The organism is Sphingomonas sp. F9_3S_D5_B_2, from assembly GCF_054263715.1.
This window is the reverse complement of the sequence record NZ_JBSZFB010000001.1, coordinates 510270-524356: the sequence shown is the minus strand read 5'-3', so window position 1 is coordinate 524356 and position 14087 is coordinate 510270. Positions and strand designations below refer to the sequence as shown.

Genomic DNA, 14087 nt, shown 5'->3' with positions numbered 1-14087 from the left:
CGTCAGCCTTCCATTTGCTCGAGTTCCTTGCCGCGCGTTTCACGGATGAACTTCTGCACGAGGAAGAAGCTGATCACGGCCGAAACCGCATAGAAGGTATAGCTGGCGGTCAGGCCCCAGTTCGCCGCCATCGACGGGAAGCTGAACGAGATCAGAAAGTTCGCGAACCACTGGAAAAAGCCGGCGACGGCAAGTGCCGACCCGCGGATCTGGTTGGGAAACATCTCGCCCAGCATCACCCACATGATCGGCCCCCACGAGACGTTGAAGAAGATCACGTAGAGGTTGGCTGCGACGACGGCGATCTTGCCCAGGTCCGGCGAGAGAACGAGCTTGCCGGCCGAATCGAGCGTCCCCTGGCTGAACGCGTACACCATGATGAACAGGGCCACGGCCATGCCTGCCGAACCGATCAGCAGCAGCGGCTTGCGGCCAATGCGATCGACCAGAAGGATGGTGACGAAGCACGCTGCGATCGAGACCGCGCCCGAGACGATGTTGATCAGCAGCGAGTCATTCTCGCTGAAGCCGGCGAGCTGCCACAGCGTCGCGCCGTAATAGAAGATGACGTTGATGCCGACGAGCTGCTGGAAGACGGCGATCATGATGCCGACCCAGACGATCGGGCGCATACCCAGCAAGCTGCGCGAACCCGCAGGTGCGAGAACGTCCGACAAGCGCGGCCGGTGGTCGGCGCTGAACGTTCCGCGGATCTCCTCGAGCTTGGCCCGTGCCACGTCGGTCCCGAAGAGGTTGGCAAGCACCCCGCTCGCCTCATCGTCCCGGCCCTTCGAAACGAGATAGCGCGGGCTCTCCGGAATGAAGAACAAGGCGACGAGGAAGATCGCTGCCGGGATCGCCTGCATCAGGTACATCCAGCGCCAGGCTTCCAGTCCTCCCCAGAAGCCAGCCGTCGACTGCCCCGCGGCCTTGGCCAGGAAGTAGTTGATCACGAACGCGGCGGTCAGGCCGGTGATGATCATGATCTGCTGCACCGTCGTCATTCGCCCGCGAATGCTCGCCGGCGCGACTTCGGAGATATAGGCCGGCGACAGCACGCTCGCGGCGCCGACGGCCATGCCGCCCATGATCCGCGCGAGCAGGAACAGCACGTGGTCGTGGGCGAATCCCTGCACGAGCGCCCCGACCAGGAACAGCAGAGCGGCGACGCGCATGACGTTGCGGCGGCCCATTGTGTCGGCAAGCCGCCCGGCGAAAAACGCGCCGATGAAACAGCCGATGAGCAGTGATCCGACAGTGAAGCCAAGTCCGTTGCTCGGCGACAGGCTGCCGGGAATGAGATTGAAGGCCTTGGTCAGCCCGTCCTGGGTGCCGTTCACGGCGCCGCTGTCGTAACCGAACAGGAAACCGCCGATCGTCGCCACGGCCACGATCGCGCCGATGAAGCCCATGTTCGCCCGCTGCGGACTTGCTTCGACCATTCTTCTCTCCCCTCGTGCCTCCTAGCACGTGTTAGCGGTAACACGCCGCTTCTGCGTCGCGCAACGCCCTAGCTTCGGCTTTCCGCCTTGCGCGACTTGGCTTTGCGCGGCGGCGGCGCGGCGGATTCGCGGATGATCAATGCGTGTGTCAGCACCCGCTCGGCGAACTTGCGTGTTGAACCGGCGTGGTGGACCCGAAGGTCGGCGATGAGCAGCTCCAGGGCCGCCTCTGCCATTGCAGCGATCGGCTGTTTGACCGTGGTGAGCTCCGGCCAGACGCTGGTCGCGAGCGCGGTATCGTCGAACCCGACGATGCTGAGGTCGTCAGGCACGTTGAGCCCCCGGCGGTGGGCGACACTCATCGTTGCCGCGGCCATGTCGTCGTTGCTGGCGAAGATGGCCGTGGGCCGGTTCGGCCGCGACAGCAGACGCTCGCCTGCGGTCAGCCCGGACCGGTAGCTGAAGTAGCCCTGCTCCGCCGGCGCAGCGTCACAGTCCAGCCCCGCCTCCCGCATGGCGTCGCAAAAACCGCGGTACCGATCGAGCGACGCGATGTGGTTCGGGTGCCCCTTGATAAAGCCGATCTCCCGATGCCCGAGGTCGAGCAGGTAGCGCGTCATCTCCATTGCCGCGGCATGGTCGTCGATACGGACGTTGAGGCTATCCTCGCGCGGCGCGCCCATCGCCACCGTGACGACCGGGATGCCCAGCGCATCCAACTCCGCCATGATCGGCTGCGATTCCGACAGCGGGGGCGGCAGGACAACGCCTTCGACATCGCTGGTCGCGAAACGGCGTGTAACCTCGGCCTGCTCGTCCGCATCCTCGGATTCGCACGATTCGATGACGAGGTGGACGCCGGCGTTCCGGGCAGCGTGGAGCCCGCCGATCAGGAACTGGCTGAGATAGGCGGCGCTCGGGTTGGCATAGAGCAAGCCGATATGCGTCGCTTCACCGGCCGCGAGGCTTCGCGCGGCGGTGTTCGGCGAATAGTTGAGTTGCTCGATGGCTTCGAGAACGGCGGCGCGCGTCGACTCGCGGACATTCTTGCCGTGGTTGATGACTCGTGAGACGGTCATCGCCGACACGCCGGCGGCGCGTGCGACGTCCTCGATCGTGACTGCTCCCCGTCCGCGCCGGCTCGGCTTCGCCATTCAAACCCCTCCCACGCTGGGTAAGAGACCGCAACAGCCATTGCAATCGAAGCGCGTTGACCGCGGCTGCCGGGAAGCTACGTTAGCGCTACCATTTTCTTCGTGATCTGAGGGGAGCACGACGTGCGAACACCGCGCTGGCCGGTCGTGGCCGCGATGACTTTGTCGCTCGCTTCGACGAGCGCCACATTGGCCCAGCCGCAGTCTGCGCTGCCCGTCTACAAGGACGTCCGGCAGCCGGTCGATCGGCGAGTCGACGATCTGCTTGCGCGCATGACGCTCGACGAGAAGGTCGCGCAGCTGCTCACCGTATGGGAGCAGAAGGCCAAGGTGCAAACCGCCGACGGGCGGTTCTCGCCGCAAGCAGCGTCGCAAGCATTCCCCAACGGCATCGGCGGAATGGCTCGCCCTTCCGACAAGCGCGGCGTCAGCGCCGGCAATGGTGCGGCGGGAGCAACCCAGGACGTCAACCGCGACGCGCGCGACACGGCGGAGTACGTAAACGCGGCCCAGCATTGGGCAGTCGAGCATACGCGGCTCGGGATCCCGATTCTGATGCACGAGGAGTCGCTCCACGGTTACGTCGCCCGCGGTGCCACCAGTTTCCCGCAGGCGATCGCACTGGCGAGCACCTGGGACCCGGACCTTGTCACTAACGTGTTCTCTGTGGCCGCGCGTGAAATGCGCGCGCGCGGCGCCTTCCTGGCGCTCGCCCCGGTCGTTGACATTGCGCGCGACCCGCGCTGGGGCCGCATCGAGGAAACATTCGGGGAGGACCCGCATCTCGTCGGTACGATGGGGCTCGCCGCCATCCGCGGGTTCCAGGGTCCGACGCTGCCGCTCGGTCCCGACAAGGTGCTCGTTACGCTCAAGCACTTCACCGGCCATGGGCAACCCGAAAGCGGTACCAACGTCGGCCCCGCACATCTTGGCCAGCGGGAGCTCCGCGAGGACTTCTTCCCGCCGTTCGAGCGCGCGATCCACACCTATCCTGTGCGGTCGGTGATGGCCTCGTACAACGAGATCGACGGCATTCCTTCGCACGCCAACAACTGGTTGCTGAACAACGTTCTGCGCGGCGAATGGGGATACCAGGGCGCCGTCGTCAGCGACTATTATGGCATCCGCGAGCTGATGAGCCGCCACAAGCTCGTCAACGATATCGCAGCCGCCGCGGACCGCTCGATCAAGTCCGGCGTCGACATCGAAACGCCCGATGCGGAGGGCTTCGCCAAGCTGCCGGAGCTCGTCCGTTTAGGCCGCGTCCCGCAAGCCTTGGTTGATCAGTCGGTGCGCCGAGTGCTTCGCCTGAAGATCGAGTCCGGGCTGTTCGACGATCCGTTCCCGGACCCCGCCACCTCCGAAGCAAGGACTGCTACTCCGGACGCGGTCGCTCTTGCGCGTCGGGCAGCGGACAAAGCCGTGGTCCTGCTCAAGAACGACCACAATCTGCTTCCGCTCGACCCAGCGAAGATCCGCCGGATGGCGGTGATCGGCACGCATGCCAAGGACACGCCGATCGGCGGCTACAGCGATGTGCCGAAGCACGTGGTCAGCGTCCTCGAAGGGATGCAGGAAGCTGGCCGCGGCCGCTTCGCCGTTGACTATTCCGAAGGCGTCCGCGTCACCGAAAGCCGCTGCTGGTCGTGCGACGAGGTCAAGCTCGTGCCTGCATCGGTCAACCGCCGCCTCATCGCACAAGCGGTTCAGACCGCGCGCAAGGCGGACGTCGTGGTCATGGTGCTTGGCGACAACGAGCAGACCAGCCGCGAAGCGTGGGCGGAAGGCCACCTTGGCGACCGTTCCTCGCTCGACCTCGTCGGTCAGCAGGAAGAGCTCGCCCGCGCGATCTTCGCGCTTCACAAGCCGACGGTCGTGGTCCTGCTCAACGGGCGACCGCTGACGGTCAACTACCTGGCGGCGAACGCACCAGCGTTGGTTGAAGGCTGGTATCTTGGCCAAGAGACCGGCCACGCTGTCGCCGATGTGCTCCTCGGCAAGGTGAGCCCCGGCGGCAAGCTGCCGGTGTCGATCCCGCGTTCCGTCGGCCAGCTGCCCGTCTACTACAATCACAAGGCGACCTCACGCCGTGGATATCTGTTCGACAGCACGCAGCCGCTCTACCCGTTCGGCTATGGCCTCAGCTACACGCGGTTCGACATCTCGGCGCCGCGCGTTCTGACGCCGGCAATCGCCGGCAACCAGCCCGCGCGGGTCGAGGTCGACGTCGCGAACACCGGCAGCCGTGCCGGCGACGAAGTGGTCCAGCTCTACGTCCACGACGACGAGGCAAGCGTCACTCGTCCGGTGATCGAGCTCAAGCGTTTCCAGCGCCTGACGCTTCAGCCTGGCGAGCGCCGGACAATCACCTTCACGCTGGATCCGGCTGATCTTGCCCTGTGGAATCCCGACATGAAGCAGGTCGTCGAACCGGGCACCTTCACCATCTCGGCAGGGCCGAACTCGGTCGATCTCAAGAGCACGAAGCTGACGGTTACCGGCTAATTGTCAGATACGGATCAGCCAGCGCTTCCGCCACAGGTAGAACATCGCCAACCAAACGAAGGCGATGAAAAGGAGCACGGGCACGAACGCCGCCAGTTCGCCGCCGAGGACCGGCTTCAGCTGCCGGTAAGGCAATTGTATCAGGTCCCAGCCGAGCAGCGAATAGGCGACCTCGTGAAGCGTGTAGGCGGCGATCGCGTTCATGCCGAAGGGAAGCACGACCACTTCCATGGCGCGGCGGATGCCGGTCATCGGCTTGCCGTCGAATGCCGCGTGTAAAGCGCTCAGCAGCAGCAGGGCGATGCCCGTTGTCACCAGCACGAATGTGCTCGACCAGATGTCCTTGATCACCGGGAAGACAAAGCCCCAGGCGATGCCGGCGACGACCATCGCCGCGCCGGCGATCGCAAGTGACCGCGTGCGCTCCCCTCGTTCGTCGCGGATGAGATATTCGCCAACCGCAACACCGATGAGGCCCTGCGCAAGGGCAGGCAGAGTGCCCAGCAACCCCTCCGGATCGTAGCCCTCCGGGCCCGGTACATAGATGTGGTTGCCGGCACCGAGCAGCACACGGTCGACCGAGCCAACCAAGTTATGTCCCCTCACCCAGATGTCCGTCGAGACGCCATCGAGGGTGGGGATCAATGACATCGGCCAGTACAGCACCAGAATGGCTGCAGCGATGATCAGCCGCGTGCGGGGCGACAGGTTCAGGACCATGACCGCGCAGGCGCCGTATACCAGGCCGATGCGCTGAAGCACGCCGAACAGCCGCCAGTTTCCGGAGTTGAACTGCGAGAACCAGAAGATGTTTGACAGGATGAATCCGAGAAGCACCAGGCGCACAGTCCGCCAGAAGATGCGCGCATAATCCGCATCTTGCACTCGCCTCAGCGACAAGGGGATCGAAACGCCGACCATGAACAGGAAGCTCGGAAAGACCACGTCGGCGATGGTCAGCCCGTCCCAGTGCGAATGGAGGAGCAGCGGATAGACGGGCGGCGCCATGCCGGCCATCTCGTTGACCAGGATCATCCCGATGACAGCCAACCCGCGGAGCAGGTCGAGCGACACCAGTCGCTCGGGCCTCGTCTGCTCAGTGGGGGCGGGCATAAGCGCGCCCCTCCTGGTAACCTTCGTTGAGCCGGCGAATGGCGACATTGCCGGGAAGGTCCTGGCCAATCTCCCACACCATCACGCCCGCTCCCCAGGCGCCGGCGAGTTGGCCCTTGCGTTCCAGCGTCGGCAAGCCGTTGTAGGTCACGTAGCTGCACCCTCCGCAACGCTGCCCGACGACATCGCCAGTGAGCTGTCGCTTGCCGAAGCGGGCGCCGATTTCATTCAACGTCAGGCTTTCAGCGTAATTGCCGAATCCGTGCCCGTAGAACGGCACGCCTAGCGCAAGCTTTTCCGCCGGAACGCCCTTGCCGAGCCATAGCCGCAGGTCGGTTTCAGCCTGGGCGTACGTCGAATGTTCCCCGCCGGCCGGACCCCACGTTGGCCCGACGCCATCGTACGACATCACTCCGATCACGTCGAAGTACGGCAGCGACGCATCGGGCGCCATTCCGCCCGGGTAAGACGCGGTCGCCACCGTAAGCAGCTTCGACCTCACGTGCAGAGGCTCGGCAAGTTCGCGCACGAGCGGCGTGTAATTGCCCGCCTTGTCGATGCTCATCATCAACTCGCCCTCGAGGTCGATGTCGATCCCATCGAGCCCGTAGCGATCGACCATCTCCATGACGCTGGCGACAACCTTCTGCCGCAACGGTGCAGCGGCCAGTTTCGTCCAATCGCCGCCACAGGCGGGGATCACAGCGCCGCCGAGCGAAGCGACGATCTTGGCGCCCGCTTGGTGCGCGGCGGCAACCAGCCTTCGAAGCTGCGCGTCCGAAATCATTGCGCGGCTTGCGTCGGGCGCACAGGCAAGACCGTTCGGTCCTAGGACCTCACCCGCAGGCGTCGGGTTGACGAATGCGAGATCGAGCTGGGTGTAATTCTCGAAGGTGCCCTGATCGATGGCTCGGTCCAGCCCCTTGAAAGCGGCGATATAGCCGACGACCCTGCCGCGATCCGCGGCATGTGCGGGAAAGGTGGACAGCAATGCGGCGGCAACAAACAGGATTATGCGCTTCATCGCTGCAGCCTAGCCGGTCGAATGCGCAGGGCAACAGGAGTCGATTGACCCTCGTCCGGACGCATGACACCACCACGACAAACCGGAGGGGAAGTCTCAAACATGCGCCGTAAAGTGATCGCGTTGCTGATCGCGTCGTCATTGGCATCGCCGGCCCTGTCAGCCTCACAGCAGGACTTGAACTCGCTGGCCGGCAACATGGGCGTCCGGCTTACGATCCTCGACAACAAGCCCGCCAAGTGCCCGGGTCAGGCGAGTGGTTGCTTCCTGTCCCAACTCGACTTGAGGATACCCTCCAGCCTCGCGCCCGATCTCGCAAGCGGCGGCTTCAAGCTCTTCTTCGGTTCGGTCGCTCCCGTGATCCAGGCGGATAGCAATGCGTTCGCCGTGCGCCTGATCAACGGCGACCTGCATGTGCTCGAACCCAAGCCGGGCGTGAAGCTGACAGCGGGCAAGACCTATCGCATCCGCCTGTGGACGCAGGGTCACTTCTTCTCCGCTTATTATCCGCTTCCGAACATGTTCCTGGCCTCCGGGGATCTCGCGCCTACGGTGATTGCTGCAACGCGCCCTACCGTCGACCCGGAGAGCGGCCTGGAATCCCTTCCCTTCGTGGCACCGCTGGCGGACGAGGCTCGCCTCGGCACTGCAGCGGCAGACGACCAGACCCGGTGGCAGACGCCGGAGCGCGCCTACAATCTCTACGCCCAACGGGGTGCTGCCGGCGTCGCGCCTGCCGAGTTCGCGATCATCCCGCAGCCGGCGCTGATCCGCCGGGTGGCTGGTGCGCCGTTGGACCTCACGCGGGGCGTCCGGCTTAGCCTTTCCGGCGTCACGCAGCCCCAGCTTGCCGCTGCTATTGCCGATCTCGGGAGCGCCGGTGTTCGTGCTGGCGTCAACGGTCCTGCTCTTCGCATTCGAGTTTCCCCCGGAGCTCGCCTGAACGCGGAAGGTTATCGCCTGACCAGCGGAGCCGCCGGCGTCGACATCGTGGCAGCGGACGCCGCCGGTGCTCGATACGCTCTTGAATCGCTCGCACAGGAAGCCGCGCACGAGCGTGGCTTGGTCCCGCCGATGTTGGTCGAGGACGCGCCGCGCTTTGGTTTTCGCGGGCTTCACATAGACTTGGCGCGAAACTTCCACAGCAAAGCGGAAGTGCTGAAGATCGTCGAGCAGATGGGTCGCTACAAGCTCAACAAGCTTCACCTGCACCTCGGGGACGACGAAGGCTGGCGCCTGCAGATCGCACGTTTCCCTGAGCTCACGGAAGTCGGGGGATTCCGCTGTTACGATCCAACCGAGACGCGCTGCCTGCAGCCGCAGCTCGGCGCGGGCCCCGATCGCGACACTCCGATCAACGGCTATCTCAGCCGTGCCGACTACATCGAGATTCTCAAGGCAGCGAAGGCGCGAGGCATCGAAGTCATCCCCTCCTTCGACATGCCTGGCCACTCCCGGGCTGCGGTCCGCTCGATGGAAGTTCGCTACCGCCGGCTGATGGCCGCGGGACGCCGGGCGGACGCAGAGCGCTTCCGCCTGGTCGAGCCGGGCGACACCACCCAGTATCGCAGCGTCCAGAACTACAACGACAACACGCTGAACGTCTGTCTCGACAGCACCTATCGCTTCATCGATGCAGTGGTCGACGACATCGCCGCGCTCCACGCCGCGGCCGGCGCTCCGCTCAAGACCTATCACATTGGCGCCGACGAGACGGCAGGCGCGTGGTCGGGTTCACCCGCCTGTCGCGCGCTGATGGCCAAGACGGGGCTGACGGTCGAGCATCTCGGGCCGATGTTCATCGAGCGGGTCTCCGCTTCGCTCGCACGCAAGCACATTACGGCCGCTGGCTGGAGCGACGGCCTTGACCATGTCGATCCGGCCAAGATGCCGCGCAGCGTTCAGTCGGACATCTGGGGCGATCTGTTTACCGCGGCTACGGCCGAAGCGCACCGCACGGCCAACCAGGGTTGGAAGACGGTCATCGCAGTGCCGAATGTGCTCTATTTCGACATGCCCTATGCGCCCCACCCGCTGGAGCGCGGCTACGACTGGGGCACGCGCGGAAACGATACCTTCAACGTGTTCAGCTTCATCCCGGACAACCTCGCTGCCAATGCTTCGGTACTGAAGAACATCCAGAACAAGCCGACGACGATGACGGACACAGTCCCGCTGAAAGCCTCCGCGTCGATTGACGGGGCGCAGGCCAACCTGTGGAGCGAGACGGTCCGACGCGACTCGATTGCCGACTACATGCTGTTCCCTCGCCTGCTCGCCCTTTCCGAGCGAGCCTGGCACCGTGGCTCCTGGGAACCCGCCTATCGGGCAGGAGCCTCCTACTCGTACGGCGACGGTAAAGTCAGCGCTCAGGCGCTCACTTCCGACTGGGACCGCTTCGCCGCAAAGATGCCGATGCACCTGCGGGCGCTGGAGCAAGCGGGCGTCAAGTATCGGCTGGCACCTCCCGGTGCACGTGTGATCGGCGGCTCGCTGCAGGCGAACAGCGAATTCCCGCAGCAGACTATCGAGTACCGCACGAACGGCACGAGCTGGTCGCGCTACTCCGGGCCGGTCCGCGTCAAAGGGAAGGTCGAAGTCCGCGCCCGCTCCTTCGACGGACGCCGCACCAGCCGCGTGGTCGAGGTCAACGCGGGCTAGGCCGCCTGGAGCTGCGCCGCGAGGGACGTCGCGGTGGACGCATCCGTGAGGATGTGCACGCGGGCGGCTTCCGACCGGACTACCCCGCGAGCGCCAAGGCTCTTCAAGCCAGACTCGTCGAGCTTGCCCGCGTCGGCGAGCCTTAGGATCAGCCTACCCGCCCGTTGCTGGACGTCTTGGACGTTAGCGGTACCGCCGAGCGCTTGCAGCCAGTCTGCGCCCGCGACAGGGGCAGCGGGCGCGCCTCGCACGCTGGCCCTAATCTCGCCGGCAACCTGGTCGGCGATGGGGCCGAGGACGACCTGCAGCGCATCGCCCCCGGGCCGAACGAAGCCTTTCGCTCCAAGCGCCCGCAGCCGCGCCTCGTCGATCGCGGCTGGATCGGCGAGCGTCAGCCGCAGCCGCGTCATGCAAGCATCGATCGTCCGCAGGTTGGCGGCCCCGCCGAGCGCCTGGGCGAAGTCCCCGCCGCGAGTTCCGGTGCCGACCTCACGCGGAGCGACAACGTCGCCGATATCCCGCCCAGGCGTCTTCAGGTCGAAGCGCCGGATGCACCAGCTGAACGAGAAGTAGTAGACGGCGAAATAGACCAGGCCGACCGGCACCAGCAGCAGGGGCCGCGTCGAAATGCCGAACCCCAGAACATAGTCGAACAGGCCCGCCGAAAAGCCGAAGCCAAGCTTCACGCCGAGGAGGTTCATCACCACCATTGAAACGCCGGTGAGCACCGCGTGCAGAACGTAAAGCGCGGGCGCGAGGAACATAAAGCTGAACTCGATGGGCTCGGTCACGCCGGTCAGGAAAGAGGTAAGTCCCAGCGACAGCAGCATGCCGGCAACCGCCTTGCGACGGTCCGGAAGCGCCGCCCGGTACATGGCCAGGCAGGCCGCCGGCAGCCCGAACATCATGACCGGGAAGAAGCCCGCCATGAACGCGCCGGCAGTGGGATCGCCGGCGAAGAACCGCTTCAGGTCGCCGGTCGTGCCGTGGAAATCGCCAATGATGAACCAGGCGATGTTGTTGATGATGTGGTGCAACCCGGTCACGATCAGCAGCCGGTTGAGGAACCCGTAGGCGAACAGGCCGAAGTTGCCGGACGCCACGACCCAGCGGCTGAGATGGTCGATGCCGCTCTCCAGCGCCGGCAAGCCCAGGCCGAACAGCAATGCTCCAACCAGCCCGACGGCGCCGGCCGCGATCGGCACGAACCTGCGTCCGCCGAAGAATGCGAGATAATCAGGCAGCTTGATGTCGCTGAACCGGTTGTAGAGCATGCCGCCGGCAACTCCCGAGAGAATGCCGGCAGGAATGCTGAGCTTGTCCAGCTGCTTCGCCTTCCACGCCGCGATTGCGAGGTCTTTCGCGGCCTGGTCCGTGAAGGCCGCCGCGGCGTCCGGCGCCACCTGAAGCAGTGCCTTGGCGCCTTCCGTAAGCACGAAGTAGCACACCGCCCCGGCCAGTCCTGCCGCACCATGGTTTTCCCGTGCGAGGCCGACGGCCACGCCAATGGCGAACAGCAAGCCGAGGTGGGAGAAGATGGCGTCGCCGGCGGCCGCGATGAAAGCGATGTTGAGCAGGTCCGGTTGTCCGAGCCGAAGCATCAGCCCCGCGATGGGCAGGACGGCGATCGGCAGCATCAGCGCGCGGCCGAGCGGCTGCAGTTTGTCGACCCGAAGCTGGATCATCGTGCGCCTCCCTGGACTGGAGCATTCATGAGTTCGGCTGCGAGCGCTCGCACCTCAGCCGCGGTTTCGAGCTTGAGCGAATGCTCTGCGACACGTCGGCAATCGGCGGCGGAGACGCGCGCGAGTGCACTCCTCACCGCGGGCAGTGCGGCCGGAACTGCCGACAGCTCGCGAATTCCGAAGCCGACGAGAAGAAGTGCGCCGAGCGGCTCGGAGGCGAGACTGCCGCACAGGCTGACCGCCTTCCCGGCCTTCTGTCCAGCCGCAGCCGTCATGACGATCAACCGCAGCACAGCGGGGTGAAGTGAGTCGATCGAGGCGGCGAGCAGCGGGTTCGTCCGGTCCATGGCCAATGTGTACTGCGCAAGATCATTGGAGCCGATCGACAGGAAGTCCGCTTCCGCCGCCAGCCGATCGGCAATCAATGCCGCCGCGGGCGTCTCGACCATCACTCCAAGCATGACTCGCTTCCCAAGCTCATCGAGCCGAGCACGAACGCCCCGCAGCTCATCGACGGAGGACACCATCGGCAGCATCGCCTTGATATGCTTGCCGGTCACCTGTGCGATGGCGCGCAATTGCTCCTCGAGCAATTCCGGCTTGAACAGGTCAGTTCTGATGCCGCGAGCACCCAGTGCCGGGTTCTGCTCGTCGGGAAAGCGGATGTAGGGCACCGGCTTGTCGCCGCCGATATCGATTGTCCGGATAGTCAGCGGCCTATCACCTAGGGCGTCTGCAATCGACTGATAAACGCCGCGCTGCTCTTCCGCGGACGGTGCTTCCAGCCGGTCCAGGAACAGGAATTCGGTCCGCAGCAGGCCGCAGCCTTCCGCGCCAGCAGCAAGCGCCGCGTCGGCGTCGCGAAGGCTTCCAAGGTTCGCCAGGAGGCTGATCCGCTCACCATCGCGGGTGACGCAATCGCCTCGGTGACTCGACTGCTCTCCATGCGCCGCCGCACGTGCCTGCGCGTGCTCGTCGGGATCGATCACGAGCACGCCCGCCGTCGAATCGAGCAGGACGCGCGTGCCATCCGAGACTTCGGCCAGGCGCGGTCCCATTGCGACGAGCGTCGGGATTCCGAACGAAGCGGCGATGATCGCCATGTGGGAGGTCGGTCCGCCGCCGGAGGTCGCTAGACCCGCGACACGGTCGCGCCGCAGCCACATCAACTCGGACGGCAGCAGTTCGTCCGCCAGCAGGATCGTACCTTCCGGCAGTTCGATACCGGACGATGCATCTCCCGAGAGTGCGGCGGTGACCTGCGCGGTGATGTCATCAAGATCTGCAATACGCTCGCGAAGCAACGGATTACCCGACGAACGCAATGCTTCCGCTGCGCTCCCCGTCGCAGCCTGCCAAGCGCGAGCGGCGCTCCGGCCAGCCTCGATCTCGGCAGCTGCGGCAGCATTCAATTGCTCATCGTCGAGCAACCCGATGTGCGCCTGCGCGATGGTCGCGGCGGGACCATCCATGCTCGCACTGAGCGCTTCGAGGCGCTCGCGCACGGCTGTTCGCGCCTGCTCAAGCGCTGAGCGTTCTTCGCTGACGCCCCGGCCCTCCTCGGCCACTTTCTTGACCTGCCGGCGCCAGTGCATCGCAGTCCCAAGAACTACGCCAGGAAGGGCGCACACGCCGCCGATCTCGTTCTTCGCAACGATCCGACCCGGAGCCTTCGCGACCGCTGGCCGCTGCTCGACTTCTCCGGCGTCCAGAACCGCAACAATCGCATCGAGCGCAGCTTCGGCGTCGGCCCCGGCAGCACTCAGCTGAACGCCGTCGCCGTGCCTGACGTTAAGCGCCATGATGGCGATTGGACTGCGGGCATTGGCGCTCTTGCCTGCCAGGCTGATCGTCACCTCACTCGAGTAGCGTTTCGCAGCGTCGGCGATCCGTGCCGCCGGCCTTGCGTGAAGCCCATGCTCGAAGGCGATCACCACTTGGCGGGTGACCGCCGCAGATGCGTCGGTGGAGTTTTCGACGGATCCCTGCTCGCCACCTTCTATCGACGCGATCAGCTGACCGCGTTCGATCAAGCGGTCGAGCGGTTCGGCCGACAGCCGAAACTCGCCCGCATTCGTCAGAACGATCGGCGTGACGAGGCTCTTCGCTTCTAGCCCCACGGTGTCGAGATCGAAGCTGATCAGCTGATCGCCGGCGGAAACGCGGTCACCGTCACGGACATGAGCCTCGAAGCCCTTGCCGGCCAGACCAACGGTCTCCAGACCGATGTGAATAAGCAACTCTGCTCCCGTCTCCGTTTTCAACGTCACCGAATGTTGGCTCGGGGCGACCAGCAGAACCTCGGCGTCGCAGGGCGCGACGAGAGTCCCCTCCGTCGGGTCGATCGCAAGACCGACCCCCATCATCTCTTCGGAAAAGACCGGATCCGGGACTTCACGAACGCTTGTCAGCCAGCCCGCGATCGGGGCCTTCAAGGTTACTCGGCTCATCGACTGGAGCCCACGGGAACGCGCACCTTAAACTTTGTCATTGTGCGTGCATC

General features: G+C 65.1%; 8 protein-coding genes. 2 read left to right on the top strand and 6 right to left on the bottom strand.

What is annotated here, in order from left to right:
• Positions 1–2 precede the first annotated feature (2 nt).
• A complete protein-coding gene (locus ACUXST_RS02510) occupies positions 3–1442 on the bottom strand; it encodes a sugar porter family MFS transporter (RefSeq protein ID WP_458388368.1) in 1440 nt (479 codons plus the stop codon).
• Positions 1443–1510: 68 nt separating this feature from the next.
• Complete coding sequence (locus ACUXST_RS02505; RefSeq protein WP_458388367.1) at positions 1511–2596, bottom strand: LacI family DNA-binding transcriptional regulator; 1086 nt, start codon at positions 2594–2596, stop codon at positions 1511–1513.
• A 156-nt stretch (positions 2597–2752) separates the two neighbouring features.
• Between ACUXST_RS02505 and ACUXST_RS02500 the strand changes: the two genes are divergently transcribed.
• The gene (locus tag ACUXST_RS02500) at positions 2753–5101 is read left to right on the top strand and encodes a glycoside hydrolase family 3 N-terminal domain-containing protein (protein ID WP_458388997.1); all 2349 of its coding nucleotides are present in this window, start codon (positions 2753–2755) and stop codon (positions 5099–5101) included.
• Between the two features lie 3 nt (positions 5102–5104).
• Here ACUXST_RS02500 and ACUXST_RS02495 read toward each other — a convergent pair whose 3' ends face one another.
• Both ACUXST_RS02495 and ACUXST_RS02490 read right to left on the bottom strand, forming a co-directional pair.
• A complete protein-coding gene (locus ACUXST_RS02495; protein ID WP_458388366.1) occupies positions 5105–6214 on the bottom strand; it encodes an acyltransferase family protein in 1110 nt (369 codons plus the stop codon).
• Complete coding sequence (locus tag ACUXST_RS02490) at positions 6198–7238, bottom strand: glycosyl hydrolase family 18 protein (protein WP_458388365.1); 1041 nt, start codon at positions 7236–7238, stop codon at positions 6198–6200. The genes ACUXST_RS02495 and ACUXST_RS02490 overlap by 17 nt, the downstream gene beginning before the upstream one ends.
• 102 nt (positions 7239–7340) lie before the next feature.
• Here ACUXST_RS02490 and ACUXST_RS02485 point away from each other — a divergent pair, with 102 nt between their 5' ends.
• Positions 7341–9899 (top strand): family 20 glycosylhydrolase, encoded by a 2559-nt coding sequence (locus ACUXST_RS02485; protein ID WP_458388364.1) that lies wholly within the window; start codon positions 7341–7343, stop codon positions 9897–9899.
• Here ACUXST_RS02485 and nagE read toward each other — a convergent pair.
• Positions 9896–11584 (bottom strand): N-acetylglucosamine-specific PTS transporter subunit IIBC, encoded by a 1689-nt coding sequence (nagE, locus tag ACUXST_RS02480; RefSeq protein WP_458388363.1) that lies wholly within the window; start codon positions 11582–11584, stop codon positions 9896–9898. The two genes, ACUXST_RS02485 and nagE, sit on opposite strands and share 4 nt — an antisense overlap.
• The gene (gene ptsP, locus ACUXST_RS02475; RefSeq protein WP_458388362.1) at positions 11581–14034 is read right to left on the bottom strand and encodes a phosphoenolpyruvate--protein phosphotransferase; all 2454 of its coding nucleotides are present in this window, start codon (positions 14032–14034) and stop codon (positions 11581–11583) included. The genes nagE and ptsP overlap by 4 nt, the downstream gene beginning before the upstream one ends.
• Positions 14035–14087: the final 53 nt, after the last annotated feature.

Coding starts and splice junctions, on each gene's coding strand:
- ACUXST_RS02510 (WP_458388368.1), bottom strand. CDS start 1,442: ATGGTCGAAGCAAGTCCGCAGCGGGCGAACATGGGCTTCATCGGCGCG.
- ACUXST_RS02505 (WP_458388367.1), bottom strand. CDS start 2,596: ATGGCGAAGCCGAGCCGGCGCGGACGGGGAGCAGTCACGATCGAGGAC.
- ACUXST_RS02500 (WP_458388997.1), top strand. CDS start 2,753: ATGACTTTGTCGCTCGCTTCGACGAGCGCCACATTGGCCCAGCCGCAG.
- ACUXST_RS02495 (WP_458388366.1), bottom strand. CDS start 6,214: ATGCCCGCCCCCACTGAGCAGACGAGGCCCGAGCGACTGGTGTCGCTC.
- ACUXST_RS02490 (WP_458388365.1), bottom strand. CDS start 7,238: ATGAAGCGCATAATCCTGTTTGTTGCCGCCGCATTGCTGTCCACCTTT.
- ACUXST_RS02485 (WP_458388364.1), top strand. CDS start 7,341: ATGCGCCGTAAAGTGATCGCGTTGCTGATCGCGTCGTCATTGGCATCG.
- nagE (WP_458388363.1), bottom strand. CDS start 11,584: ATGATCCAGCTTCGGGTCGACAAACTGCAGCCGCTCGGCCGCGCGCTG.
- ptsP (WP_458388362.1), bottom strand. CDS start 14,034: ATGAGCCGAGTAACCTTGAAGGCCCCGATCGCGGGCTGGCTGACAAGC.